The organism is Microbacterium sp. KKR3/1, assembly GCF_021272365.1.
GTDB classification, from domain to species: domain Bacteria; phylum Actinomycetota; class Actinomycetes; order Actinomycetales; family Microbacteriaceae; genus Microbacterium; species Microbacterium aurugineum.
This window is the reverse complement of the sequence record NZ_JAJSDW010000002.1, coordinates 479,929-504,010: the sequence shown is the minus strand read 5'-3', so window position 1 is coordinate 504,010 and position 24,082 is coordinate 479,929. Positions and strand designations below refer to the sequence as shown.

The window sequence follows — 24,082 nt, the reverse complement described above, 5'->3', positions numbered from 1 at the left end:
CCCCGACGGGAGGCCGGAGGACGGGCGAAGCTGTTTACCAGCGGTAGTGAGCGAACGCGCGGTTCGACTCGGCCATCTTGTGCGTGTCCTCGCGGCGCTTGACCGCGGCACCCAGGCCGTTGGACGCGTCGAGGATCTCGTTCTGGAGACGCTCGGTCATCGTCTTCTCACGACGACCCTTCGCGTAGCTCACGAGCCAGCGCAGAGCGAGCGTGTTGGCGCGGTGAGGCTTGACCTCGACCGGCACCTGGTAGGTCGAACCACCGACGCGGCGGCTGCGGACCTCGAGGGTCGGGCGCACGTTGTCGAGCGCCTTCTTGAGCGTGGCGACGGCGTCCTGGCCGTTCTTCGCCTCGACACCGCGGAGGGCGCCGTAGACGATCGACTCGGCCAGCGACTTCTTGCCGTCGACGAGGATCTTGTTCACCAGCGAGGTGACGATCGGTGCGCCGTATACCGGGTCGTTGACGACGGGGCGCTTCGGGGCGGGTCCCTTACGAGGCATCTAACTCAACCCTTCTTCGCGCCGTAGCGGGAACGAGCCTGCTTACGGTTCTTGACTGCCTGGGTGTCCAGGGCGCCACGGACGATCTTGTAACGCACACCGGGAAGGTCCTTGACACGACCGCCGCGCACGAGCACGAGCGAGTGCTCCTGCAGGTTGTGGCCCTCACCGGGGATGTACGCGGTGACCTCGGTGCCGTTGCGGAGCTTCACACGAGCGACCTTGCGCATCGCCGAGTTCGGCTTCTTCGGGGTGGTGGTGTAGACGCGGGTGCAGACCCCGGCCTGCTGCGGGTTCGACTTGAGCGCCGGCGCCTTGGTCTTGGTGACCTTGGGCGAGCGACCCTTGCGAACCAACTGCTGAATGGTTGGCACGTTCTCTCCTCATAGTGCTGCACGGTGACAGCGTGATGGGTTTCACATCATGACCCACCGGCACGCCGGAATCGACGAGCTTTTGGTGTGGTGGGTATGCCGTGGGGGCGGACCGGCATGGTGCCGACGCCCAGCGCGCACGTCGAGACGTGCACACACCTGGTCAAGTGTAATGCCGCGTAACGTAGCGGTCAAATGAGTGTGCGACCGCGAACCGTCGCGAGGATCAGGGGATGTCGGGATCGAAGGGCGAGTCCAGCGACTCGGTCAACTCCGCCAGCAGCGCCTCGATCTGAGGCTCGACATGCTGGGAGATCGCCGCCTGGATGACGATCCGGTGCCCGAGCAGCATGTTGCAGATCTCCCGGCCGACCATGTTGGCGTACTCGTCGGCGAGGGCGACTTCTTGGCGGAGGGCGATCTTCGCCTCCTCCGTGAGCGGCGGCAGCGCCGGGAGCTCTGCGGCGGAGTCGTCGGCGAGGCCGGCGATCGTGAACAGGAACGGTGCTCCGGGTACCGGCTCCGGATCGAGCGGGAGCCCGTCGAACTCGGGATCGAGGTCTTCGGCCGGTCGGTAGCTGCGGGCGCGATTGCGTGCGGCCTGCTGGTCGAGCTCTCGCTGCAGCATCGGGAGGTTCTGCGCCGTGTACTCGGCGACCGCGTGGTCGACGATGGTCTTGATCCGGGTCGAGAGCCCATGCTGCACGCCGTGGGGCGCGTTCGCGCCGATCCCGGCGGCGGCGAGGATCGGAGACCCCAGACAACGACGGCAGGGCGCGACGCGGCCTCGATGGGTCGCCGGCTCCCAGCGCGGCACCCAGCGCAACCAGGCCTCGACGGCTTGGTCCACCTGCGTCTCCAGTGAGCGCTCCACCCCACCAGCGTACGGCGCGTCGCCCTTCACCGCGTCGATTTCCCCTTCCGCGGCGGGGCGTGGAAGGTCACTCGTCCTCGTCACGCTCCCAAGGCCAACGCGGATGCTCAGCACGAGTGCGTCGGAGAGCGATGCCACCCCACGCGGCGATCAGCGCCGCCACGAGCAGCACCGCGCTCACTCCACCCCGGACGAGGTCCCCGGCGACCGCCGTGGCGATCACGATGTCCGACGTTCCGAGGAGAACGGCGAACCACACGACCGCGAGATGCGCGAGGACAGTGACGAGCGCGATCGTGATCGTGGAGACGAAGGAAGGACGCCGGGTCCGGAGGGTCACCCCCAGGAGCACCGCGAAGGCGACGACCGCGGCGAGCATCCCCGCCACCCCCGGAGCCTGACCGAGGTCGGGGGTCGAGATGATGTCGGTGTCGGTCGCCACGCTCAGGGCACCGAGCCCGAACACCGCGAGCGCGAAGAAGCTGATGGTGGCGAGCACCACCGCCAAGACAGCCGAAACCCCCGCGGACTCGGGCCCGCGGGGGTTCGGCGTGGTGGAGTTCGTGATTACCTCGACAGCGTCGGACCGGCTTCGAGGGTGCGCTCGTACTCGCGCTGCGCCTCGGCGTTCAGCTCGGTCTTGCGCGCACCGCTGCGGGACACCCATGCGCCGAACCAGATGGTCAGCTCACGGGCGAACACGAACGCGGCGATGGCCAACGGCGCCAGCAGCTGTTCCCCGACGAGGTCGAGTCCCTGCGAGGCGGTGAGCTTCCAGAACGGCGCCTCGAACAGCTGCCCGAGGATATGGCCGGCGTACGCGATGACGCCGACGATGAGACCGAACACGACCCAGAGGCCCCAGCGTCCGCGGTTGATGATCGCGCCGAGCAGCCAGAACCCGAGGAAGAACACGACGACGGGCGTCCAGTATCCCCACGTGAGCAGAGGCGCGAGCGCCGCTTCACCGATGTTCTCGCCCGTGACATCACCGGCGACCGCGCCGAATCCCAGCGCCGCGCCCAGGTAGAGCACGGCGAAGACGAGGGTCGCGAGCAGACCGATGAGCCCGGCGGTTCCGCGGTTGCCGCGATCACGCGGCGGCTCCGGGGCCTGCACGAAGATCGGCTGCGGCTGGGCCGCGGCCGCACCCGCGCTCGCGGCGACCAGCGGCTCCGACGGGACGATGCGGGTGTCGGCCTCATCGCCATACTGCGCGTAGGCACCCCCGGCCATCCCGGACTGTTCGTGGCCGAACGGTGCGGGCTCGGCCACGACCGGTTCTGGGAAGAAGGAAGCACTGTCGGCGTCGGCCTCAGCGCGGACATCGCGCACGTCGGGGTTCGATGCGGCGGCCGGCGTCGCTGTCGCGGCGGGGGGCGGAGGAGCGAACGTGCCGGGGTGCTCCCGCTCGGCCTCTTCGAAGGCGGCGAGGTCGGGGTCGACGGGCGCGGCGACGGGGTCGACGGGACCGTCGTCCACGCTGTCGTTCGCGCCGGGAACATCCGCGCCCGCGGCGGCGGCGTCTGCGAGACCGGCGTTCGCGCTGCCGACGACGTCGTCGACGTCAGCCGGCTTCTCGGGCTGGGGGCCGTCGGGATCACTCATGGGGTGCGCCTCTCATCGGATATGTGCATTGCGAGGGTACCGCCGCGTGAACGGCCGCTCACGCAGGCGTGCCGACGTGTCGCCATGCGGGTGAGGACGGGCCGGTCGCCACCGCTCAGGGGAGGGCGGTGCGCAGGGCGTCGCCCGCGAACGCGGCCAGCACGGGAAGGATCGGGAGCGACAGCCAGACGAGCGCCCCGATGATCGCGGCGCAGACGACACCGGCGAACCAGCTCATCGCGATGCTGCGCCCAGCCACTCGTGCCATAGCCCCACGCTACGACGAGCAGGGCGAACTCGCGGGCCGCAACGCCGAGCGATGACGCGGTCGCTGCACGGTCTCACGCGGCGGTGCGCCCCCGCAGCCTCCAGAGCAGCCACAGGCCCGATGCGGGGATGAGGAGGAAGCCGAAGAGGAGCAGGAGGTGCCAGATGCTGAGACTCGGCACCAGCGGATTGTTCGTGACGTCGTCCGGCCCGGGACCGGACCCGGAGGAGCTTCCTGAGGAGGCGAACTCCACGAAGCTCATGAACTGCAGGAGCAGCAGCGACAGGACGCCGAAGACGAACGGCACGACGATTGCGACGACCTTCTCCCACGTCTTCCAGAGGGCGCTCAGCGAGACGAGCACCGCTCCGACGAACCACCCGAGTACCGGGACGATGAATCCGCCGAAACTCAACGTCAGTGCCGCCGTGATCGCGAACCCTCTCGTCGACGTCGATGGGCGGCGCGGCGCCGGCGGGGCGGAGACCGGGGCGGCGACCACGATCCTCGGGCTGTCCGGGACTTCGTCCTGGGCCTCGCGCGCGATCGCGGCCGGATCCCCCAGCCGCGCGATCCGTGCGGCCATCGCTTCGGCGTCGAGCCCCTCGAGCTCTTCGACGATGCCGCCGCGGATGTCGGAGGCGACGCCGTGCGGGAGGTCTCGCATGGCCTCATCGAGCCGCGTGAGGTAGTCGTCGCGCAGTGCGTGTGCGTCTGTCTGTGTCATGGTCGTCCCTCTCCGACGATGCCCGTGACGACACGGGCGAACGGTGTCCATTGGGCGCGGAAGCGCTCGAGCTGCTGCACACCCGCCTCCGTGAGCCGGTAGTACTTGCGCACCGGACCGCTCTCGGACGGCTGGTCGAACGTGCTGACCCAGTCGGCGTCGCGCAGCCGCCCCAGAAGCGGATACAGCGTGCCGATGCTGGCGATCAGTCCGGCGCGTGTGAGTGCGTCCGCCAGCTGCCAGCCGTACATCGGCTCGCGCGCGAGCAGGCCGAGCACGCAGTACTCGACGACCCCCTTGCGCATCTGGGCGCCGACGTCAGCTGTCATGCATCACAAGATAGCATGCGACACAAGCTACCGCGACCGGCGGATACGCGAGGCGGGCCGAAGGAGGTCAGCCCTTGGTCGCGCCCGCGGTCAGTCCGCCGACGATGTACTTCTGCAGGAACAGGAACAGGATCATCACCGGGATCGCCGCCATCACGGCACCGGCGGAGAACGCCGACCAATCCGCGTAGCGCGGGTTGGCCACGAGCTTGGTGAGCCCGACGACCAGGGTCTGCTGGTCGACGTCGACGAGCATCACACTCGCGATCACGTATTCGTTGACGGTGCCGATGAAGGACAGCAGCCCGACGACGGCGAGGATCGGCGCGACCAGGCGCAGGATGATCGTGAAGAAGATCCGGGCATGTCCGGCGCCGTCGATGCAGGCGGCCTCGTCGATCTCCTTGGGGATCGTATTGAAGAAGCCGTACATCAGATACGTGTTCACGCCGAGCGCGCCCCCGAGGTACACCAGGATGAGTCCCGTGTGGGTGTTGAGCCCGATCGCCGGGAACCAGTCCCCCAGCGTCGACATGAGCAGGAAGATCGCGACGACGGCGAGCAGCTGCGGGAACATCTGCACCACGACGATCGTGACGAGTCCGACGCGGCGCCCGGCGAATCGCATGCGGGAGAACGCATATGCGGCGCACGCGCCGATGAAGACCGTGACGGCGCCCGTGACGACCGCGATGAGCAAGGTGTTCAGGAACCAGGTGCCGTAGGGGTTCTGCGGATCACTCAGGATGCGCACGTAGCTGTCGATCCCGATCGCCGAGAACAGCTGATTCGATCCGGTGAGCGTCCCCTTCGGGTTCAGCGAGGCCGACACGACGTACAGGAGGGGGAACAGGGCGAATACGCTGACGACGATCGCGACGAGGTGACGCCACCCGGTGTCGGCGAACCAGGCGCCGAGAGTGCGTCGGCGCGCGGCGGGGGCGTGTGCGTCGGTGGCGGGGCTGGCGGTGCTCATGTCAGTTCAGCTCCTCGAGGGCCTTGGTCTTGCGGAAGCTGATGATCGAGATGGTCGCGACCACGATGAAGATCAGGATGGTGAAGGCGGATGCGAGGCCGTAGTCGCGCGTTTGCCCGGTGAAGGCCACCTTGTACACCATCGAGATCAGGATGTCGGTGTGTCCCACGGGGATCGACACGTCACTGAATCGCGGCCCGCCCTTGGTGAGCATGTAGATCAGGTTGAAGTTGTTGAAGTTGAACGCGAAGGACGAGATCAGCAACGGCGCGACCGTGACGAGCAGCAGGGGGAGCTTGATGCGCCGGAACACCTGCCAGGGGTTCGCGCCGTCCATGACGGCCGCCTCGTTCACGTCCTCCGGGATGCCCTGGAGGGCACCCATGCACACCAGGAACATGTACGGGAAGCCGAGCCACAGGTTGACCAGCAGGACCGACACCTTCGCGAGCGTCGGATCCGTGAGCCACGGGATCGCCGCACCTCCGAACAGGACCTGGTTGATGAAGCCGAAGCTCTCGTTCATCATCCCGGCCCAGACGAGTGCGGAGAGGAACGCGGGGAACGCGTACGGCAGGATCAGGATGATCCGGTATCCGTTGCGGAAGCGCATCCGGGTGTTGTTGAACACCAGCGCGAGCAGGAGCCCGAGGAAGAACGTCGACGCGACAGAGATCAGCGCGAACGCGAACGTCCACAGGGTGACCGAGATCAGCGGCCCACGGATCGAGGAGTCGGTGACGGCACGCACGAAGTTGTCGAAGCCGACGGTCGTCTGCCACCCGGGCAGCAGCTGCGCCCCGTTCGCCGCGGTGAAGGCTCCGTCACCCTCGTCGGAGTAGACGGTGCCGGTGGTGGTGTCCGTGATCGTGTCGGCAGCCGCGTCGTACTCGAGCGTCGAGACGTACAGATACCCCTTCTGGCCGTCCGGAGCCCGCAGGCTGCCGTCGTTGGGGTCATCGCTGAACGGGACGGAGAGCTTCTCGAGCTCTTCCGAGAGTGTGAAGACGGTCGCGAGCGGGAGCGTCGTCCAGCCGTCGACCGCGACGGCCTGACCACCCGCGAACTCGGCGTCGACCTCTTCGAGCGGCTGCTCGGACGTGCCGAGGAGGGCGTCGCCGGACTCCGGGTCCGTCACGAGGAACCCGTACGTCCCGAACTGCTCGACGACGGTGACGGGGTAGGTGGGCGAGTCCTCGACACGCTCCTGCGCCGAGGCGAGGAGCGAGGAGATCGCCTGCTCCTTCGTGCCGTTGTGACCGGTGCCGTAGTTGGTGAAGCCGATGTACCCGGTGTAGAGGAGCGTGAACACCTGGAACACGACCAGGAAGATGATGCCGGGGGTGAGGTACTTCGCTGCGATGCGCTTGCGCGAGAAGTAGATGTAGTTGACGAGGACGGCGACCGCGACGACGATGCCGAGGATCAGCCACTCCTGGTTCGCGAAGAGCACGAACGCGGCGTAGAGCGCGATCGCATCGACCACCGCCAGCAGGAGGATCTTCAGCAGCATCCAGCCGATCGGTCCGGATGCGGCCTCCGCGATCTTCGCGGCCTGGCGCTGACGTCGGGTCGGAGGAGCCGTGCGCTCGTCGGTGTCTGTCATGTCGTCCTCGTCATGATCCTGCCGGGGCGGGCGGTGTTCGCCGTCCGCCCCGGCAGGGCCCGTGTGATGGCTGTTACTTGATCGCTGCGGTGACGTCGTCGACGAGCTTCTGCCACGTCGTCGTCGGGTCCGCACCGTTGATGATCGCCGCCTCGGCGACACCCCAGAACTGCCAGACCGAGCCCATGGCCGGGATGGCCGGCATCGGGACGGCGTCGGCACCGACGGCCTGGAAGCCGGCGATGATCGGGTCCGATGCCGCCGTGTCGGCGGCCGCAGTGAGCGCGGGCAGAACGTTGCCGGCCTTGAACAGCTCGAGCTGGACGTCTTCCGTGCCGAGGTAGTTGACCAGGAAGTCGTTCGCCGCGACCTTGTTCTTGGACTCGGAGCTCACGAAGAAGCCCTTGACGCCGGCGAACGGCGATGCGGTCTCACCGGTCGGGCTCGGGATCGGGTCGATCGCGACGTTGATGCCGGCGTCGGTGGCCGCCCCCACGTTCCAGGGACCGGTCAGCCAGAAGGCCGCGGTGCCGTCGAGGAACTGCTGCTTGGCGATCTCACCGTCGATGTCGGTGTTCAGCACGCCGGCCGCACCCTGCACGCCGAGCCAGTCGGCGAAGGCGAAACCGCCCTCGCTGCCGAGCTGGAGGTCGGTGGCGTCGTAGCTGCCCGTGTCATCCGTGCCGAAGACCGGGGCGCCGAACGCCGTCTGGAAGGGGTACAGGTGGTACGGGTTGCCCTCGGCGCCCTGCTCCACGACGAACGTGCCCTGGGCGATCATGTCGTCGAAGCTGGCCGGTGCGGTCGGGACCAGGTCGGCGTTGCGCAGCACGGCGATGTTCTCGACGGCGTAGGGAAGCATGTAGACGGTGCCGTCATACGTCGCGGCCTGCAGCGCGACCGGGAGGTAGTCCCCCGCGCTGTCGCCGAGCTCGATCGGAGCGACGACGCCGTTCGTCGACAGCTCCCCGAGCCAGTCGTGCGCGCCCATGACCACATCGGGTCCCTTGCCGGTCGGCACCTGCTGGATGAAGTCGTCCTTCATGTCGTCGACGGACTTGCCCAACAGCTCCACCGTGACCCCGGTCTTGTCCTCGTATGCGTCCGCGGCCCCCTTCAGGGCGTCGACGCGCTCGGCATCGACCCAGACGACGAGCGTGCCGCTGTCCTCGGAGCCGGAGGTGTCATCGCCGCTGGTCCCCGTGGAGCAGCCGGCGAGCGTCAGAGTCGAAACGATGGCGATCGCGCCCGCGGCGGCGATGCCCCTCTTGTTCACCTTCATTGGTGTGTGCCTCTCTCAGTGCTGGGTGGCCTGCACAGACTGCAAGCGCTTACAGTATGCATCGAAGCAAGGGCGATTTGCAACGAAGAGAGCGGGTGATATCAACCTGTGACCGGGGCGAACTCGCAGTATCGGAGTGAAAACGCTTCCACGCCGGCAGAAAATTGGGAGGTAGCGGCACGACGCGTTACCGTCGAGAGATGCGGAAAATCCGACGCTCGTGGCTGCTCGGCGGTATCGGACTGATCTCGTGCGGCATCGTCGGCATCGCGCGGAGTTCCGTCTTGGGTGCTCCCGGAGCGGACGTCATCCTCGCGCTTCTCAGCGACCTGCTCTGGGCCGGCGCGATCCTCCTCCTGTCCATCGGCCTGAGTCGCGAGGCGAGCGTCGTCGCACGAAGCCCCCTGGGACTGAGCGCCTCCGCGGTCGTCGCCCTCTGGCCCGTGACGGCCACAGTCCTCGGCCCGCTCGTCCTCCCCCAGGAGCCGACGGCGACGGAAGCATGGCAGATCTGGGCGTATCTGTCGGTGCTGATCCCGCTCATCTCCGGGTTGATCGCCGCGATGCAGGTGGCCCGCGCGCGTACGGTGCCAGCGCCCTGGAACTGGGCTCCGCTCTGGGCGCTCGGCGTTCAGACGATCGTCTGGGTGGTTCCGCAGGCCGTCGGCGCGAGCTCCCCGCGCGCGCTCATCGAGATGGCCGCCGTTCTCCCCGCGCTCGGGCTCCTCGGCTTCGTGGCAAGCACTCTCGGGCTCGGCATCGTGGCGGTGACGCTCGCCGGCCACCGTCGGGTCAACACGGTGCCTGTGTTCGAATCATCGGGTCCCGACACACCCGTTGCCTAGAATTGCAGAATGGCAAACGACTCTAGCTTTGACATCGTCTCGAAAGTGGATCACCAGGAGGCTGAGAACGCCGTGAACCAGGCCCGCAAGGAGGTCGAGCAGCGCTACGACTTCAAGGGCACCGGGGCGTCGATCGCCTGGAGCGGCGAGCAGATCCTGATCACCGCGAACACCGAGGAGCGGGCGAAGGCCGTGCTCGACGTGTTCCAGTCCAAGCTCATCAAGCGCGGCATCTCCCTGAAGAGCCTCGAGTCGGGCGACCCCTTCGCCAGCGGCAAGGAGTTCCGCATCGTATCGACGCTCAAGGACGGCATCTCCTCGGAGAACGCGAAGAAGATCGGCAAGATCATCCGCGACGAGGGCCCCAAGGGCGTCAAGAGCCAGATCCAGGGCGACGAGTTGCGCGTCCAGTCGAAGAGCCGCGACGACCTCCAGGAGGTCATCGCGCTCCTCAAGGGGGCCGATCTCGACCTCGATCTGCAGTTCATCAACTACCGCTGACCCCGGCGGCTGGTACGCAAGAGGGGGCTGGATGCCACGGCATCCAGTCCCCTCTCTGCGTATGTCTCCGAATGAATGCAGATGTACTGCTCGTGTTGGCGCGAGGGTGGAGATCTTCGGGATCCACGCGACCTCCTGGTGCAGTGGCCCTCCGAGCCTGAACGTCGGCTGCTCGGGACTCAAGCGTACGGGGAGCGCATCCATGCGGAACATCGGATCGACATCGACGGGCATCGGTGAGAGCAAGCAGCTTCTGGCGGAGGAGGTCTTCCGGCACATCGGCACGCAGATCGTCACGGGCACACTGACGGAGGGCGAACGCATCCGCGACGTCGACGTCGCCGAGGAACTGCACGTCTCGCGGACACCGGTGCGAGAGGCTCTACAACGTCTCGAACGGCTCGGCATGGTGATGATGTATCCGAGCCGGTACACCGAGGTCACCTCCGTGACGGCGGAGACCGAGGCGCAGTCGCTCGTCTTCGCCGGCTGCCAGGCCGGCATCGCCGCACGTCTGGCGGTCCCCCGGCTCAGCGCGACGCAGCGCGCACACGTCGTCCGCCTCGTGGCGGCGATGTACGCCACACTCGACGACGGCGCGAAGACGTCCGACGCCCGCTGGGCGGTCTTCTCCTACCTGGGTGAGCATTGCGGCAACACCCAGCACCGGGCGCTGATGGAGGACGCGAGCATGGCTCTCCTCCGCAACCTCCGGAACTGGAAGATCACGCCGACGGACCGCGACCGCATGCGGCAGATCTACCTCGACTTCCGCGACGCCGTCCTCGACGGTGACGGGGGACGCGCCGAGCAGCTCGTCCGGTCGATGCACTACCTCTGAGGAAACTCTGTACCTCTGAGGAAACTCAGTCGGCCGCTCGCCAGCCCGTGACCCATCGGTCCAGCCGCCGGTACGCGTCTTCTCGCGCCTCGTGACGTGAGAGGAAGACATCGTGCAGAGCTCCGTCGATGCGCTCCACGGTGACCGTCGAGCCCAGGCGGAGGGCCGCACGGGCGATGTCGTCGACCACCAGCACGGAGTCTGCCGACGTCAGCTCCTCGGACCAACGTGTCGGAGGCACGAACCTCGCGGACAGCAGCACGCACACCGGAGCGGTGATCGAGAGTCCCCCGGCGACGGTCTTGTGACCCGAGAGGATCGCGTGCAGCCATCCGGCGTAGACCGCCATGGTCTGCACCGGGCGCCAGAGGGGGTTCACCTCCATCGGGTCGTCAGGGTCGGCGACCTCCTGCTGTGCCCGGGTGTAGAAGCCGAGGTCGACCTGCGGCGCGGCCTCCATCGGACGGATCCACGCCTGGAACTCGACCATCGGCGCGATCGCCGCCCTGGCGGGGGCGAACTGGAACTCCAACCACGGGCTGTTCAGGATGACCGCGTCGGCCACGCCCGGATGCCGCGACGCCCACAGACTGAGCGTGAGGCCGCCCGTGGAGTGCCCGAGCAGGACGAGGCGCCGGTCGGATTCACCCCCGCCCTCCCCACGTCCCATCTCCGTCAGAGCCGCGGCGATGTCCTCGTCGTAGGTGGCCAGGTCGGCGACGTAGCCGGGCGTCTGCCCCTCGCGGAGGCTGCGCCCGTACTTGCGGAGATCGAGGGCGAAGAAGCGCGCACCCCGCGAGGTCCAGAAGCGCGCGAGTCGCTTCTGGAAGAAGTAGTCCGACCACCCATGCACGTAGAGCACATCGACGCCGTCGAGCTGCGGCGACTGGCGGCGCAGGCGGTCCCACCACCCCGGCTCCGCGGGAAGGGCGCGCACCAGCGTCGCGACGACCGGCCCTTGGTCGTCCGCGCCGAGGTCGAGCGTGAGCTGCTCGAACTCGTCGCCGAGCACGTCGGGCGTCCAGTCGGCCATGCGGTCCTCCCCCGTCATCGCCAGGCTAGCCCAGGCGCGACGCCGAGAGCGGGTCCGGCGCTATTCGCCCCGGGAGACGCGGACCATCTCGTCGCGCGGGACGACCTTGACGCGAGCGCGCTCCTGCGGCGCACCGAGGGCGATCTCGTGCTCGTCGAGGCGGTGCCAGCCGTCCAGGTCGGTCCACTGCACGCCGCGCTCCTGCAGGAGAGCGACGATCGCCTCCTCCGACGGGTCCTCCGGGTGCCACCAGGAGCCCTGATCGTTGATGATGTGCCGCACGGTCTCCATGGCGTCGGACTTCGTGTGGCCGATCAGACCCACCGGGCCGCGCTTGATCCACCCGGTCGCATAGATGCCGGACACGCGCTCGTTCGAATCCTTCGCGAGCACCTGGCCCTCGCGGTTCGGGATCACACCGTGCTTCTTGTCGAAGGGCACACCCGGCAGCGGCGAACCGAAGTAGCCGATGGCACGGTACAGCGCCTGGAGCGGGACCTCGCGCATCTCGCCCGTGCCCACGGCGCCGCCCTGTCCGTCGGGCCGCGTGCGCTCGTACACCAGCGCCGCCACGCGACCGTTCTCGTCCTTGCGCACTTCGACGGGGCGCGCCCAGAAGTGCAGGTGGAGGCGCCGTGAGGCCGTGCCTCCCGCGTTGTTGACCGAGTCGCGCTTGCGCCAGGACTGCAGGATGCGGTCGATGACCATGACCTGCTTGTTGCTGGCGACCGCGTCTTTCGAGGCCTCGTCGTAGTCGAAGTCCTCGTCGTACACGACCATGTCGACGTCGCGCAGCTCTCCGAGTTCGCGGAGCTCGAGAGGCGTGAACTTGACCTGAGCGGGGCCGCGCCGACCGAAGACGTGCACATCCGTGACCTCGCTGGCCTGGAGCCCTTCGTACACGTTCTGCGGAACCTCGGTGACGAGCAGGTCCTCCGCGTGCTTCGCGAGCATGCGTGCGACGTCGAGCGCGACGTTGCCGTTGCCGAGTACGCCGACGGACGCGGCGTCCAGCGGCCACTCGCGCGGAACATCGGGGTGACCGTCGAACCAGCTGACGTAGTCCGCCGCTCCGTAGGAGGCGACCGCATCGATGCCGGGGATGTCCAGCGAGGTGTCGCGGATCGCGCCGGTCGCGAAGATCACGGCGTTGTAGTGCTTCTTGAGGTCGTCGAGCGTGATGTCCTCGCCGAAGCGCACGTTGCCGAAGAGGCGGATGTCGCCGCGGTCGAGCACGTCACGCAGAGCCGTGATGATGCCCTTGATGCGAGGGTGATCGGGCGCCACGCCGTAGCGCACGAGACCGTACGGCGCCGGAAGCTGCTCGAAGAGGTCGATTGACACATCGAACTTGCGCTCGGCCTTCAGAAGGATGTCCGCGGCGTAGATGCCGGCGGGGCCCGCACCGACGATGGCCAGTCTGAGCTTGGTCATGGAGGTCCTTTCGTATGCCGTCGCAGCCGGCGCGCGGCCCGACGGGCCGCCCGCGCAGATCAGCTGGATCGTTCGGCGAGGGTCTCTGCGAATCGGGTCAAGGCCTCGCGCACCGTGCCGCGCGGCAACGGACCGAGGGCGTCGATGGCGTCCTGCGTCCAGGCGTGCGCGAGCTCGAGGGTCTTCTGCGTCACCGGGTGGTCGCGCAGCTCGTCCAGGGGCTCGTCGAGGATCGCCGGGTCCGCACCATCCGCGATCCGGGCGACCCCGTCATCGATGCGCGCAGCGAGGTCGGCGGACGCCTCGTCGGCTTCGGCCTTGAGCAGCAGATACGGCATGGTCGGGACGCCGGCGCGCAGGTCGGTTCCGGGCACCTTCCCCGTCTCCTCCGGCTTGGCCGAGAGGTCGATCACGTCGTCGAGCAGCTGGAAGGCGACGCCGATCTTCTCGCCGTACACCCGCAGCGGCTCCTCGTACTCGCTCGGGGCGTTGGAGAAGATCACACCGCCCTGCGTGGCCGCGGCGATCAGCGAACCGGTCTTGTCGGCGAGCACCTGGATGTAGAACGCGATCGGGTCGTCGTTCTCCTGCGGGCCGAGAGTCTCGTGCATCTGCCCGAGCACGAGACGCTCGAACGTATCGGCCTGGAGCCGGATCGCGCGCTCGCCCAGCCGGGACATCAACTGGCTCGCGCGGGAGAACAGGATGTCCCCCGTGAGGATCGCGATGTTGTTCCCCCACACGGCGTGCGCGGCCGGGACGCCGCGTCGGCGGTCCGCCCCGTCCATGACGTCGTCGTGGTACAGCGAGCCGAGATGTGTGATCTCGAGCGCCTTGGCGACGTCGATGACCTCGCGGGTGTTGCCGTCGCCCAACTGCGCGGCGAGCAGCGTGAGCACCGGTCGGATGCGCTTGCCGCCGGCCTCGTACAGGTAGCGGCTGGCCGCGTCGGCCAGCGGATCGGCGACGCGGACGTCCTCGGCGAGTCCGGTCTCGACCAGCTCCAACCCGTCTTCGATGGCGCGCGCGACGCGGCGGGCGGCGGGGCCGATGAAGACGCGATCGCTGAAGCCGAGACGGCTCGCCAGTCGCGAACCCGGGGCGATGGGGCTCGAAGTCACGTTCCCAGCCTACCTTCGTCGGGTGCCGCGGTTTCGCGCGGAGGAATCACTCCGGCTTGCGTGCTCTGTGCAGGGCGACGATGCCGAACGTGAGATTGCGGTACGCGACGTCCGTCCACCCCGCCTCACGGATCCAGGCCGACAGCTTCTTCTGGTCGGGCCACTCCCGTATCGACTCGTTGAGGTAGTCGTACGCGTCGCCGTTCGTGCCGGCCACGCGTGCGACGCGCGGCAGGACCTGGTCGTTGTAGAGCCGGTAGGCGCCACGGAACAGCTTCCCCGGAGGGGTGGAGAACTCGTTGATCACGAGCCTTCCTCCCGGCTTGGTCACCCGGTACAGCTCCTGGAGAGCCTTCTTCGGGTCGTTCACGTTGCGCAGTGCATACGACATGGTGACGGCGTCGAACTCGGCATCGGCGAACGGCAGGGCCGTGGCGTCCGCCTGCACGAACGAGAGGTTGCGCATCGCCCCGTGGCGGCGCTGGCCCTCGGCGAGCATCCCCGGCGAGAAGTCGGCCGCGACCACGTCGGCTCCGCTGCGGGCCAGAGAGGCCGACGACGACGCGGTGCCCGCTCCGAGGTCGAGGATCCGCTCCCCCGGTTTCGGCGCGACCGCGCGGGTCGTCGCCGCCCGCCACAGGATGTCGTTGCCGAAGGTCATGGCCGTGTTGGTGCGGTCGTACCCTGCGGCGACCTGGTCGAACATGCCGCTGACGCGGGCGGGGTCCTTGCCGAGATCGGCGCGGTTGGCTTCGTTCGGGGTCACGGCTTCAGTCTAGGCGCGAGACCCAGGGCTTCGAGGCGGTCGAGCCAGGGATCGGCGGTGGCATCGTCGAACGGGGCGGTCTGCGCACGCACCCGCTCCTCGAGGTCGAGGGCGAGCGCCTCGAGATGCGTCATCACGTCGGCGGGATAGCCGTACCGGGCGCTGTGCTCGGCCCACTCGTCGCGGTCGTCGACCCAGGTCCCCCGCGCACCCGCCACCCGCACGACGTCGAGGTCCATGTCGATGCCGGTCGCGAGCAGCGGGTCATCGGACCAGCGGATGTCCCACCCCAGGTCGATGTAGATGCGCATCCCGCGGCGGTGACGGCGGTTCACGGTCACCGCATGGTCTCCGCTGGCGGGGATGAGCGTCACGTTGGGGCCGCCCGCATGGAACGCGGCCCCGGGGCGCTCGCTGTGCCATCCCACGGGTTGCCCGAGCCAGTCCCCCCACTCGTCGGCCCCGAGGTAGACGCATTCGTGGCGCCAGTGCGGCGAGCCGTCCCACTTTCGCCACTGGAAGACCATCTCGGTGCCGGGTGCGGGGCGTGCATCACTCATCCGCTCACCCTACGACGGCGCGAATCCGTGCCCCCTGAGCGGCATAGGCTGGAACCGTGCACACCACCCCCCTGGTCGTGGAGACCCGAGAGATCGACCCGGTCGAAGATCTGCTCGCCTACACGGATCCCACCCGCCCGCTCGCCTGGCTGCGGCGCGGGGACGGGATCGTCGCCGTCGGCGAGACGCTCGCGGAGATCCGCCCGCCGGCGCGTCCCGGCGGATCACGCGTCGAAGCCCTCGCGACGGCCTGGCGAGGGCTGGCCGCCGGGGCCGAGATCACCGATCCGATCGGGCTCCCGGGCACCGGGCTGGTCGCCTTCGGTGCCTTCACCTTCGATGAGGAGTCGACGGCCGACAGCGTGCTCCTGGTGCCGACGCGCGTGCTCGGCCGACACGGCGACCGGTTCTGGGAGACCCGCATCCGCCTCGCCGACGCAGCCGTCCACGAGGATGCACTCGCCACGGAGCCGTACGGACCCCATTGGGCCGGCACGGTCGGACCGGGCGCGCAGACCCCGCAGCGCTACCAGGACGCGGTGCGCCGGGCCCTGACCCGCATCGCCGACGGCGAGCTGAGCAAGGTCGTGCTCGCGCGCGACCTGACCGGCAGCATCCCTGCGGGGTCCGACCTGCGTCGCCTCGTGCGAGCCCTCTCGACCGGCTACCCCGACACCTGGGCCTTCGCGGTCGACGGCCTGATCGGGGCGAGCCCGGAGACCCTGGTCACCGTGCACGACGGCACCGTCACGGCGCGTGTGCTCGCCGGCACGATCGGGCGCGGGGCCGACGCCGACGCCGACACCGCGGCATCCGCACACCTCGCTTCGAGCGTGAAAGACCTCGACGAGCACCAGTACGCGGTGCAGAGCGTGCTCGCGTCGCTGCGCTCCCACACCAGAGCCCTGGCCGCGAGCGAACAGCCCTTCCTGCTGAAACTGCCCAACCTCTTCCACCTGGCGACCGATGTCGAGGGCGAGCTGGCCGACGGCGAGTCGGCCCTGGACCTGGTGCGCGTCCTGCACCCGACCGCAGCGGTCGCCGGCACCCCGACCCCGACGGCGATCGCCGCGATCCGCGACCTGGAGCCCTTCGATCGCGGACGCTACGCCGGACCGGTGGGCTGGGTGGACGCGGCAGGCAACGGAGAATGGGCGATCGCCCTCCGGTGCGCGCAGTTCACGGCAGGCACCGACGCGATCGGGGTGACCGCCTACGCGGGTGCCGGGATCGTGGCCGGCTCCGACCCGGAGAGCGAGTTGCTCGAGACCCGGGTCAAGTTCCGCCCGCTCGTCGACGCCCTGGCCTAGCTCGCGGCGAGGCGCTCCTTCTCGGCCTCGACGTCGAAGTCGGCGACCGGCCACTGCGGATCGATGTCCTCGAGGGCCGCGAGCAGCAGCTCCTGCACCGCGAGGCGCGCATACCACTTGGCGTTCGCCGGGATCACATGCCACGGGGCGGCCTCCGTCGAGGTGCGGTCGAAGACCCTCTGGTACGCCTCCATGTACTGCGACCACAGGAGCCGTTCGTCCACATCGCCGGGGTTGTACTTCCAGTGCTTGTCCGGCCGGTCGAGTCGCTCCATGAGCCGCGACTTCTGCTCCTCCGGCGAGATGTGCAGCATGACCTTGATGATGCGGGTGCCCGATGCTGCCACCCGCGCCTCGAACTCATTGATCGCGTCGTAGCGGCGCTCGATCTCTGCGGCGTCCGCGAGCCCGCGCACCCGTCCGATCAGGACGTCCTCGTAGTGGGAGCGGTCGAAGACGCCGATGAACCCCGGCTCGGGCAGGCGCTTCTCGACGCGCCACAGGAAGTCGTGGGCGAACTCTTCCGGAGTCGGGGCCTTGAACGCGGCGAGCGCGACCCCCTGCGGATCGACACCCCCTACGACATGCCGCACGATCCCACCCTTGCCTGCCGAGTCCATCGCCTGCAGCACCAGCAGCACCGCGTCCTTCGTCACGCCCACCCGGCTTTCGGCGAACAACCGCTCCTGCAGATCGTTGAGCGCGTCGAGCCCGGCCGCGAGATCGCGCACTCCGTGCGACTTGCCGCCGACATAGCCGGGCTTGGTGTCGGGGTCGAGGTCAGCGAGGCGGAATCCCTCGTCGACGCGGAGCCGCTGCGTCCAGGTATGCGCGTTCATAGGCACATCCTGCCAGTCAACGCGGCAGCGGCACCTCGATGATCTGACGTCCGCCCCGCGGCGTGGTGAGCGCCTGATCCAGCGCGGTGCGGGTCGTGACCCGCTGGTACTCCCAGCCGTACGCCGATGCCAGATGTTCCAGTCGCACGGTGTGCGGGGTGTAGAAGGCGCGATCGAGGTCGGCCGGGGGTGCGGAGGCGGCGACTTCCAGCGCGTCGAAGATCGTCCCGCCGCCGTCGTTGCCGACGATGACCTGGAGACGCGGTTCCGCCTCATCCGGCGGCAGCAGCAGGGCACCGACGTCATGCAGGAAGGCGAGGTCGCCCAGCAGCACCCTGGTCACGCCGGGAGCGCCCGCGGCCTGGCTGGCGAGGGCGATACCGGTCGCGGTCGCGATCGTGCCGTCGATCCCAGCGAGACCGCGGTTCGCGTGGACGGGCACCTTCTTGCCTCCGAGCACCTGGTCGGCCACGCGCACCAGCCGCGACGAGCCGAAGACGAGCCGATCGTGCGGCCAGGTGGCCCGCCACACGGCATCGACGAGCAGCTCGCGATCGAGCGGGCGCCGGACCGCGTCGAGTTCGGCCTTCACGGCTTCCCGACGGGCGGCGAAGTCCGTGGAGGCGAGGCCTTCCGGATCCGGGGCGTTCTCGCTCAGGTCGACGGTCTCGGCGGCGGAGGCCTGGAGCCACGCACCGAGCCACGCACGATCGGCGGCACCGGGGGCGACCGTGACGGCCCCGACGGCGCGCGTGCGGTGGTTGAGATTGAGCTCCTCCCCTCCACGACGGACGGCCACCACGTCGACATCCTGGCGCGAGAGCAGGGCCGTCGCTTCCCGGCTGAGGGTCGGGTGACCCAGCACGACCACGCGCTCGATACGTCCACCGAGCTCTTCCTGCGCGAGGAGGCGGCGATACCCGTGCACGATCTGCCGACCGAACCGGGCCCCGCTCACGATCTCGGCGATCAGCGGCCACCCACCGGTGTAGGCGATCTCCTCGGCGTCCGGCCCGGCATCGGCACCGGCCAGCACGACGGTGCGCGGACCCCGGGCGAGCTCGAACGGGTCGGCCGCGCGCAGGACGGGCGTATCACCGGGAGTCACCACGACCCCGGGGAATGCACCGGAGAGCGGCTCGCGCGACGGCAGGTTCAGGTGGACGGGTCCTGCGACGCCGGGAAGCGCGTCGACGTCGCGCACGCCCATCGCCGCGGCCACCGCACGCTCGGCGAGCCCTGCCCACTCGCCGTCTCCCGGAACCGGCGCGTCGACCTGATCGCGCACCCAGGGGTGGAACAGACCGTTCTGCAGCGTCGCCTGGTTGGCACCGACGCCCCGCAACTCGGGTGGGCGATCAGCGGTGAGCAGCAGCAGCGGCACGCCCGAGTGGAACGCCTCCATCACCGCGGGCAGCAGATGCGCGACGGCCGTCCCCGAGGTGCAGATCACCGCGGCGGGGACCTGCGTCTCCCTGGCGATGCCGAGCGCGGTGAAACCGGCGACCCGCTCATCGATGCGCACATGCACACGGAGGTGACCCTCATCCGCCAGACGCACCGCGGCGAGCGCGAGGGCCTGCGATCGCGAACCCGGGGAGACGACAACGTCGCGGACTCCATGGGCGACGAGATCGGCGAGCAGGGACGCCGCCGCATCCATCGCCGGCGACGAGCTCACGGGCGCGGGTCCGAGGCGGGAGGCTCGTCGGTCTCCTCGTCCAGGCGCGCGAGCTCCTCTTCGAGACGGCGGATGCGCGCATCCTGCTCGGTCTTGTCGATGCTGCGCAGGAAGGCGGGATCGTCATCCGGGGCGATCACCGGGCGAGCACCGGAACCGTTGGCCCGCCGACGACCGATCACGAACCAGAGGATCCCCCCGATCACGGGGAGGAGCACCACGATGGCGATCCAGGCGGCCTTGGGCACGCCCCGGTGCCGCGTCGCCGGCTGCACAGCGCAGTCGACGATGCTGAACACCCAGAACACGGCGGCGAGGAAGCCGCCGATGATCAGTAGTCTCGCCACCCCTCCAGTGTAGGCATGTCCTCAGCGTCCGGGGTTCGGGGGAGGCAGAGGCGCCGTTGCTAGACTGCGCGGGAAATGCTGCCCTCATCGCCGGATCGGATGCCGCGAGCACGGGCCGAGCGGACGATGATCGCGCGTGTGGTCCTCGCCGTCGGTCTCGCGCTCCTGCTCGTCGTCGGCGCGTGGTCGACGTCGCGCGGCTCCGCCGAGGTGCACGCCACGCTCTGCCTCGCCTCCGGCATCACGGCGTCGACGGGCACGGAATCCGGCACCGCCGTGGCTGACGGCGCGACCGCGGTCGACGTCCTCACCGCCGACGCCGGGCTCTGCCTGGTCGTCGCGCTCTGCTGCGTCGCACTGGTGCTGCTGTTCCGGCGTCTCCGTGGTCGCGGCACACGGCTGCTCGTCTCGCGCGCCCCGCGCACAGCACCGCCGGCGCGCGCCGGACCGCATACCCTCCTCTCCGCACTCTCGCTCACACAGCTCTCGATCTCCCGCACCTGAACGCCGACGCGTCCCTCGGGCCGCCTTCGCGCGGCATCCCCTTTCCCGTCGTACCCGTGTGTCTGGAGACCCCATGAAGAACTCTGTCAAAGCGACCCTGATCGCCATCGCCGTCGCCATCGTCCTGCTGATCGTCGCCCTCGTGTTCGCGCTCAACCAGCGCGCAGCCCCCACGCCACCCGAAGGCGCGGGGCAGCAGACCGTCCGCACCGACTCGCACGTGCTCGACGACGGGGGCAAGGGCGCCGTGACCGTCGTCGAGTTCCTCGACTTCGAGTGCGAGGCCTGCGGGGCGTTCTATCCCGTCGTCGAAGAGCTCAGGGAGAAGTACGACGGCGAGATCACGTACGTCGTCCGCTACTTCCCGCTCCCGGGCCACATCAACTCCACCCAGGCCGCCCTCGCCGCCGAGGCGGCGGCGCAGCAGGACCGGTTCGAGGACATGTACCACCGGCTGTTCGAGACGCAGGCGCAGTGGGGCGAGCAGGGCGAGGAGACGCCCGAAGTGTTTCGCGCCTTCGCCGAGGAGCTCGGACTCGACATGGCCGCCTACGACGCGGCGATCGCGGACCCGGCGACGGCCGAGCGCGTGCAGGCGGACAAGACCGACGGGGAGAAGCTCGGTGTGACCAGCACCCCGACCTTCTTCGTGGACGGCGAGAAGGTCGTGCTCGAGACCTGGGACGACCCGGAACAGGCGATCGAGAAGGCCCTGAACGGCTGAGTCCTGGCGCCCGTCACGGCAGCCCCGCCGAGGGTGAAGGCCGGACACGAACCCCGATACTCTGAGATCAGATTCAGGGAGAGGGCCCGGACGACGATGGAACTGACTTCGCTTCTGCAGGGGACGCACAACGCCCGGGAACTCACCGGGTTGCCGGTCTCGGGAGGCGGGACCATCGCGTCCGGGCTCTTGTTCCGAGCCGATGCTCTCGTCGGACTGACCGACGACGGACTGCGGGCTCTGACGGATCTCGGCATCGGCACCGTGATCGATCTGCGCACGGATGCCGAGCGGTCCCGTGCAGCCGACCGTCTCCCCGCGGACGGCAGCGTGACGCTTCTGCCGTTGCCCATGCAGGGCGGAGCGATGGACGAGATGGTGAAGCATCTGCTCCCCGCGGCCGGCAGCAAGAGCCTGTCGGTGACCCAGGTCGCCCAGCTCCTGAAGCAGGTGCCGACCCTGGAGGAGCTGTACATCGCGATCCTCACGGACAGCGCCGCGCAGTTCGCGACCGTGGCGCGCACGGTGCTCGACGCTGCGCGCACACCCCGCCCCGGCGTCCTGTTCCACTGCACCGCGGGCAAGGATCGGACGGGTCTCGCTGCGGCGATCCTGCTCTCCGTCGCAGGCGTGCCGCGTGAGGCGATCGTCGACGACTACACGGAGACCGAGAAGAACCTCGCGCTGGGATTCGCGGAAGCACTCACCGGCCTCATCACCTCGCTCGGCGTTCCCCTGACCCCCGGACTCAAGACCCTGGCGACCGAATCGCCCGCCTCGGCCATCGAGACGGCCCTGGACTGGATCGACGCGACTCACGGTGACGTCGCGGGCTACCTCCGCAGCGGCGGTCTGACGGACGACGAGGTCGCCGACCTGCGGCGGGTGCTTCGCGGCGAGTAGTCCCCTCCCCGCATCACCGGAGCCGTCGCTACGCTGATCGCATGACTGAGGAGCGCTCCCCCTCGCTGCACCCGCTGCCGGCGTTCGCGCGGCGGATCCCCGCGACGCTGACGATGGTGGTGCTGATCCTCGCCGTCGGGGTCATCTGGCGCGGCCTGTGGACGCCGTTCGAGGACAGCGACCTGTTCCCTACCGTCGCCTACGGATTGCCCAATCTCGCCGAGGGGAAGTGGTGGACGCCGCTGACGGGCACGTTCTTCGTGAACCAGCCGTGGGTCTACGTGTTCACGATCGCCGGGTTCTGGGGCATGGCCTACCTGGAGTTCCGGCGCGGAACGCGCGTCGCCATCGCGTACTACGCGGTCGGCCAGCTGTTCGCGATCTTCGCCACCGCCCTGGCGCTCCTCGTGCTCTCCTCGTTCCCGTGGGCGTGGGCGACCACGCAGGCGCAGGCGCTCGATGTCGGGGCCTCCGGAGGCACCATGGCCTGCATCGCTGCGGCGGTGGGCCTGTTCCGGCCACCGTGGCGGGTGCGCGGGTGGCTCATCCTGCTCGGCTTCGTCTTCATCGCGATGCTGTTCTGGGGCAAGCTCGCCGACCTCGAACATCTGCTCGCGGTGCTGCTGATCCTCGTGGTGGACCGCACCCTGCGTGTGCGTCACACGACAGTTCGCGAGCAGCGGCTGATCGCGGTGATGGCGATCCTCGTGCTCGGCGCGGTCGAGATCATCACCACTCTCCTGCCGACCGACGGTCCGTTCGGTCCGACCGAGCCCGCCTCGGGCGGCTTCATCGACCTCGCCATCGACCTGGTCGTGATCCTGGTGCTCGTGAACGGGCTGCGTCGCGGACGTCGCTGGACCTGGGTGCTCGCCCTCCTACTCGGGATCCTCAACATCGTCACGGCCGCGCTCGTGCTGACGCTGATCACCGTCTTCAGCCAGGCCCAGGTGGACGTCCGCTGGGACGGCGAGACCGAACTCGCCCTCGCGAACGGCTTCCTCTGGCTGATCATGCTCGTGTACCTGATCTGGGTACGCCGCGCGTTCCATGCCCGTCGGAAGTCGAAGCTCGGCATGCAACCCTCCCCCACCGCGGACGACATGAAGCACGAACTGCGCACGCACGGCGGCGGCACCCTCTCGTGGATGACGACCTGGGACGGCAACAGCTACGCGCGTGTGCCCGGCGGCATCGTGGCGTACCAAAGGCGCAACGGCGTCGCGCTCGCGCTCGCCGACCCGATCGGCCCGGCGCATGCCCGTGCCGAGGCGGTGCAGGATTTCATCCGCACGGCGGAACTCGCCGGTCTCGTCCCGTGCTTCTTCAGCGCGGACGAGGCCACCCGCGCCGCGGTCCCCTCGACCTGGCGGAGCATCGTCGTGGCGGACGACACGATCGTCGACCTGCCGGGACTCGAGTTCACGGGAAAGCGGTGGAACTCGGTGCGCACCTCGCTCAACAAGGCCGGGCGCGAGGACATGACCTTCCGGATGACCCACTTCAAGTCGGAACCGTGGGGGGTGCAGCAGCAGCTGCGGGCGATCTCGGAGGCATGGGTCGGCGACAAGGATCTGCCCGAGATGCGCTTCACCCTCGGCACGCTCGACGAGGCCGAGGATCCCGAAGTGCGGCTCGCCCTCGCGCTCGCCCCGAACGGCGACGTCGACGGCTTCCTCTCCTGGCTGCCCGTGTACGGCGACGACGGCGAGGTGCGGGGCTGGACCCTCGACCTCATGCGCCGCCGCGAGGGCGGGTTCGGCCCGGTGATGGAGTTCCTGATCGGCTCCTCCGCCCGGCAGTTCTCCAACGAGGGCGCACAGATCATGTCACTGTCCGGGGCGCCCCTCGCCCACGACTATCCCCCGGATGCCGGCGTGATCGCAGCACTGAGCGACCGCCTCGCCGAGGCCTTGGAACCGGTGTACGGCTTCGGTTCGCTCCACCGGTTCAAGCAGAAGTTCCATCCCCGCTACGAGACCATGTACCTGCTCTTCCGCGACGAGAGCGACCTCACCCGCATCGGCGGTGCCCTCACCAGGGCGTTCCTGCCGGATGCGACTCTGCGGCAGTTCGCCGGCGCGGGGCTCGAACTCGTCCGCGGCGGCGGGAAGGACTGAGCCC

27 protein-coding genes are annotated in these 24,082 nt (G+C 69.0%); 8 read left to right on the top strand and 19 right to left on the bottom strand.

Features of this window, described 5'->3' with window-relative positions:
• Positions 1 to 34: 34 nt before the first annotated feature.
• The 11 genes from rpsG to LVJ59_RS14055 form a co-directional block, all read right to left on the bottom strand.
• On the bottom strand, positions 35 to 505 hold the full coding sequence (gene rpsG / locus LVJ59_RS14105; protein ID WP_017201608.1) for a 30S ribosomal protein S7: 471 nt from the start codon (positions 503 to 505) through the stop codon (positions 35 to 37).
• 5 nt (positions 506 to 510) lie between these two features.
• Positions 511 to 879: a 30S ribosomal protein S12 gene (gene rpsL, locus LVJ59_RS14100; protein ID WP_017201609.1), complete on the bottom strand. Its 369-nt coding sequence runs from the start codon at positions 877 to 879 to the stop codon at positions 511 to 513.
• 226 nt (positions 880 to 1,105) lie between these two features.
• The gene (locus tag LVJ59_RS14095) at positions 1,106 to 1,753 is read right to left on the bottom strand and encodes a spermidine/putrescine ABC transporter substrate-binding protein (RefSeq protein WP_194239285.1); all 648 of its coding nucleotides are present in this window, start codon (positions 1,751 to 1,753) and stop codon (positions 1,106 to 1,108) included.
• 67 nt (positions 1,754 to 1,820) lie between these two features.
• The gene (locus LVJ59_RS14090; RefSeq protein ID WP_232763530.1) at positions 1,821 to 2,255 is read right to left on the bottom strand and encodes a hypothetical protein; all 435 of its coding nucleotides are present in this window, start codon (positions 2,253 to 2,255) and stop codon (positions 1,821 to 1,823) included.
• A 65-nt stretch (positions 2,256 to 2,320) separates the two neighbouring features.
• The gene (locus tag LVJ59_RS14085; RefSeq protein WP_232763529.1) at positions 2,321 to 3,361 is read right to left on the bottom strand and encodes an ABC transporter; all 1,041 of its coding nucleotides are present in this window, start codon (positions 3,359 to 3,361) and stop codon (positions 2,321 to 2,323) included.
• A 115-nt stretch (positions 3,362 to 3,476) separates the two neighbouring features.
• Positions 3,477 to 3,629 (bottom strand): hypothetical protein, encoded by a 153-nt coding sequence (locus LVJ59_RS14080; RefSeq protein ID WP_153242816.1) that lies wholly within the window; start codon positions 3,627 to 3,629, stop codon positions 3,477 to 3,479.
• A 73-nt stretch (positions 3,630 to 3,702) separates the two neighbouring features.
• Positions 3,703 to 4,356 (bottom strand): hypothetical protein, encoded by a 654-nt coding sequence (locus LVJ59_RS14075; RefSeq protein ID WP_232763528.1) that lies wholly within the window; start codon positions 4,354 to 4,356, stop codon positions 3,703 to 3,705.
• Positions 4,353 to 4,685, bottom strand: a complete 333-nt coding sequence (locus tag LVJ59_RS14070; RefSeq protein ID WP_047524115.1) for a PadR family transcriptional regulator — start codon at positions 4,683 to 4,685, stop codon at positions 4,353 to 4,355. The genes LVJ59_RS14075 and LVJ59_RS14070 overlap by 4 nt, the downstream gene beginning before the upstream one ends.
• Positions 4,686 to 4,752: 67 nt before the next feature.
• Complete coding sequence (locus tag LVJ59_RS14065; protein WP_232763527.1) at positions 4,753 to 5,661, bottom strand: sugar ABC transporter permease; 909 nt, start codon at positions 5,659 to 5,661, stop codon at positions 4,753 to 4,755.
• 1 nt (position 5,662) lies between these two features.
• Positions 5,663 to 7,267 carry an ABC transporter permease subunit gene (locus LVJ59_RS14060; protein ID WP_232763526.1) on the bottom strand — a complete coding sequence of 535 codons (1,605 nt, stop codon included), beginning with the start codon at positions 7,265 to 7,267 and terminating at the stop codon, positions 5,663 to 5,665.
• 73 nt (positions 7,268 to 7,340) lie between these two features.
• A complete protein-coding gene (locus tag LVJ59_RS14055; RefSeq protein WP_232763525.1) occupies positions 7,341 to 8,549 on the bottom strand; it encodes a maltose ABC transporter substrate-binding protein in 1,209 nt (402 codons plus the stop codon).
• 200 nt (positions 8,550 to 8,749) lie between these two features.
• On the opposite strand from LVJ59_RS14055, the gene LVJ59_RS14050 reads away from it, so the two are divergent.
• The 3 genes from LVJ59_RS14050 (at position 8,750) to LVJ59_RS14040 (ending at position 10,736) form a co-directional block, all read left to right on the top strand.
• Positions 8,750 to 9,394: a hypothetical protein gene (locus tag LVJ59_RS14050; protein ID WP_232763524.1), complete on the top strand. Its 645-nt coding sequence runs from the start codon at positions 8,750 to 8,752 to the stop codon at positions 9,392 to 9,394.
• Between the two features lie 9 nt (positions 9,395 to 9,403).
• Positions 9,404 to 9,895, top strand: coding sequence for a YajQ family cyclic di-GMP-binding protein (locus tag LVJ59_RS14045; protein WP_047524120.1), 492 nt, complete (start codon positions 9,404 to 9,406; stop codon positions 9,893 to 9,895).
• Between the two features lie 202 nt (positions 9,896 to 10,097).
• Positions 10,098 to 10,736: a GntR family transcriptional regulator gene (locus LVJ59_RS14040; RefSeq protein ID WP_232763523.1), complete on the top strand. Its 639-nt coding sequence runs from the start codon at positions 10,098 to 10,100 to the stop codon at positions 10,734 to 10,736.
• Positions 10,737 to 10,761: 25 nt separating this feature from the next.
• Here the strand turns inward: LVJ59_RS14040 and LVJ59_RS14035 are convergent, their stop codons facing one another.
• From LVJ59_RS14035 to LVJ59_RS14015, 5 genes are read right to left on the bottom strand one after another with little or no spacing between them, the layout of a single operon-like run.
• Complete coding sequence (locus tag LVJ59_RS14035) at positions 10,762 to 11,769, bottom strand: alpha/beta hydrolase (protein WP_232763522.1); 1,008 nt, start codon at positions 11,767 to 11,769, stop codon at positions 10,762 to 10,764.
• Between the two features lie 60 nt (positions 11,770 to 11,829).
• Positions 11,830 to 13,203, bottom strand: coding sequence for an FAD-dependent oxidoreductase (locus LVJ59_RS14030; protein WP_047524122.1), 1,374 nt, complete (start codon positions 13,201 to 13,203; stop codon positions 11,830 to 11,832).
• A 59-nt stretch (positions 13,204 to 13,262) separates the two neighbouring features.
• Positions 13,263 to 14,324, bottom strand: a complete 1,062-nt coding sequence (locus LVJ59_RS14025) for a polyprenyl synthetase family protein (RefSeq protein ID WP_232763521.1) — start codon at positions 14,322 to 14,324, stop codon at positions 13,263 to 13,265.
• A gap of 46 nt (positions 14,325 to 14,370) precedes the next feature.
• Entirely contained in the window at positions 14,371 to 15,090 is a 720-nt protein-coding gene (locus LVJ59_RS14020; protein WP_261812177.1) for a class I SAM-dependent methyltransferase, read from the bottom strand.
• Positions 15,087 to 15,650, bottom strand: coding sequence for a DUF402 domain-containing protein (locus LVJ59_RS14015; RefSeq protein ID WP_134352106.1), 564 nt, complete (start codon positions 15,648 to 15,650; stop codon positions 15,087 to 15,089). The genes LVJ59_RS14020 and LVJ59_RS14015 overlap by 4 nt, the downstream gene beginning before the upstream one ends.
• Before the next feature lie 56 nt (positions 15,651 to 15,706).
• On the opposite strand from LVJ59_RS14015, the gene LVJ59_RS14010 reads away from it, so the two are divergent.
• Positions 15,707 to 16,960, top strand: a complete 1,254-nt coding sequence (locus LVJ59_RS14010; protein ID WP_232763520.1) for an isochorismate synthase MenF — start codon at positions 15,707 to 15,709, stop codon at positions 16,958 to 16,960.
• On the opposite strand, the gene LVJ59_RS14005 is transcribed toward LVJ59_RS14010, so the two are convergent.
• The 3 genes from LVJ59_RS14005 to LVJ59_RS13995 are packed head-to-tail and all read right to left on the bottom strand — an operon-like array spanning position 16,957 to position 19,827.
• Positions 16,957 to 17,799, bottom strand: coding sequence for a PPK2 family polyphosphate kinase (locus LVJ59_RS14005; protein ID WP_232763519.1), 843 nt, complete (start codon positions 17,797 to 17,799; stop codon positions 16,957 to 16,959). The two genes, LVJ59_RS14010 and LVJ59_RS14005, sit on opposite strands and share 4 nt — an antisense overlap.
• 16 nt (positions 17,800 to 17,815) lie before the next feature.
• Positions 17,816 to 19,462 carry a 2-succinyl-5-enolpyruvyl-6-hydroxy-3-cyclohexene-1-carboxylic-acid synthase gene (gene menD / locus LVJ59_RS14000; RefSeq protein ID WP_232763616.1) on the bottom strand — a complete coding sequence of 549 codons (1,647 nt, stop codon included), beginning with the start codon at positions 19,460 to 19,462 and terminating at the stop codon, positions 17,816 to 17,818.
• 14 nt (positions 19,463 to 19,476) lie between these two features.
• Complete coding sequence (locus LVJ59_RS13995) at positions 19,477 to 19,827, bottom strand: PLD nuclease N-terminal domain-containing protein (RefSeq protein ID WP_047524129.1); 351 nt, start codon at positions 19,825 to 19,827, stop codon at positions 19,477 to 19,479.
• A 75-nt stretch (positions 19,828 to 19,902) separates the two neighbouring features.
• Here LVJ59_RS13995 and LVJ59_RS13990 point away from each other — a divergent pair, with 75 nt between their 5' ends.
• From LVJ59_RS13990 to LVJ59_RS13975, 4 genes are all read left to right on the top strand, one after another.
• Positions 19,903 to 20,331 (top strand): hypothetical protein, encoded by a 429-nt coding sequence (locus tag LVJ59_RS13990; RefSeq protein ID WP_232763518.1) that lies wholly within the window; start codon positions 19,903 to 19,905, stop codon positions 20,329 to 20,331.
• A 73-nt stretch (positions 20,332 to 20,404) separates the two neighbouring features.
• Positions 20,405 to 21,055, top strand: a complete 651-nt coding sequence (locus tag LVJ59_RS13985; RefSeq protein ID WP_232763517.1) for a thioredoxin domain-containing protein — start codon at positions 20,405 to 20,407, stop codon at positions 21,053 to 21,055.
• Between the two features lie 96 nt (positions 21,056 to 21,151).
• Entirely contained in the window at positions 21,152 to 21,958 is an 807-nt protein-coding gene (locus LVJ59_RS13980) for a tyrosine-protein phosphatase (protein WP_232763516.1), read from the top strand.
• Positions 21,959 to 21,999: 41 nt separating this feature from the next.
• A complete protein-coding gene (locus LVJ59_RS13975; RefSeq protein WP_232763515.1) occupies positions 22,000 to 24,078 on the top strand; it encodes a DUF2156 domain-containing protein in 2,079 nt (692 codons plus the stop codon).
• Positions 24,079 to 24,082 lie beyond the last annotated feature (4 nt).

Excerpts from the sequence above, each read along its gene's own strand:
- LVJ59_RS14030 (WP_047524122.1), bottom strand. The coding sequence starts at position 13,203 with ATGACCAAGCTCAGACTGGCCATCGTCGGTGCGGGCCCCGCCGGCATC.
- LVJ59_RS13990 (WP_232763518.1), top strand. The coding sequence starts at position 19,903 with ATGCTGCCCTCATCGCCGGATCGGATGCCGCGAGCACGGGCCGAGCGG.
- LVJ59_RS14085 (WP_232763529.1), bottom strand. The coding sequence starts at position 3,361 with ATGAGTGATCCCGACGGCCCCCAGCCCGAGAAGCCGGCTGACGTCGAC.
- LVJ59_RS14040 (WP_232763523.1), top strand. The coding sequence starts at position 10,098 with ATGCGGAACATCGGATCGACATCGACGGGCATCGGTGAGAGCAAGCAG.
- LVJ59_RS14035 (WP_232763522.1), bottom strand. The coding sequence starts at position 11,769 with ATGGCCGACTGGACGCCCGACGTGCTCGGCGACGAGTTCGAGCAGCTC.
- LVJ59_RS13980 (WP_232763516.1), top strand. The coding sequence starts at position 21,152 with ATGGAACTGACTTCGCTTCTGCAGGGGACGCACAACGCCCGGGAACTC.
- LVJ59_RS14065 (WP_232763527.1), bottom strand. The coding sequence starts at position 5,661 with ATGAGCACCGCCAGCCCCGCCACCGACGCACACGCCCCCGCCGCGCGC.
- LVJ59_RS14070 (WP_047524115.1), bottom strand. The coding sequence starts at position 4,685 with ATGACAGCTGACGTCGGCGCCCAGATGCGCAAGGGGGTCGTCGAGTAC.
- LVJ59_RS13985 (WP_232763517.1), top strand. The coding sequence starts at position 20,405 with ATGAAGAACTCTGTCAAAGCGACCCTGATCGCCATCGCCGTCGCCATC.
- LVJ59_RS14005 (WP_232763519.1), bottom strand. The coding sequence starts at position 17,799 with ATGAACGCGCATACCTGGACGCAGCGGCTCCGCGTCGACGAGGGATTC.
- LVJ59_RS14015 (WP_134352106.1), bottom strand. The coding sequence starts at position 15,650 with ATGAGTGATGCACGCCCCGCACCCGGCACCGAGATGGTCTTCCAGTGG.
- rpsG (WP_017201608.1), bottom strand. The coding sequence starts at position 505 with ATGCCTCGTAAGGGACCCGCCCCGAAGCGCCCCGTCGTCAACGACCCG.
- LVJ59_RS14050 (WP_232763524.1), top strand. The coding sequence starts at position 8,750 with ATGCGGAAAATCCGACGCTCGTGGCTGCTCGGCGGTATCGGACTGATC.
- LVJ59_RS14060 (WP_232763526.1), bottom strand. The coding sequence starts at position 7,267 with ATGACAGACACCGACGAGCGCACGGCTCCTCCGACCCGACGTCAGCGC.
- LVJ59_RS14075 (WP_232763528.1), bottom strand. The coding sequence starts at position 4,356 with ATGACACAGACAGACGCACACGCACTGCGCGACGACTACCTCACGCGG.
- LVJ59_RS14055 (WP_232763525.1), bottom strand. The coding sequence starts at position 8,549 with ATGAAGGTGAACAAGAGGGGCATCGCCGCCGCGGGCGCGATCGCCATC.
- LVJ59_RS13975 (WP_232763515.1), top strand. The coding sequence starts at position 22,000 with ATGACTGAGGAGCGCTCCCCCTCGCTGCACCCGCTGCCGGCGTTCGCG.
- LVJ59_RS14080 (WP_153242816.1), bottom strand. The coding sequence starts at position 3,629 with ATGGCACGAGTGGCTGGGCGCAGCATCGCGATGAGCTGGTTCGCCGGT.
- LVJ59_RS14045 (WP_047524120.1), top strand. The coding sequence starts at position 9,404 with ATGGCAAACGACTCTAGCTTTGACATCGTCTCGAAAGTGGATCACCAG.
- menD (WP_232763616.1), bottom strand. The coding sequence starts at position 19,462 with ATGGATGCGGCGGCGTCCCTGCTCGCCGATCTCGTCGCCCATGGAGTC.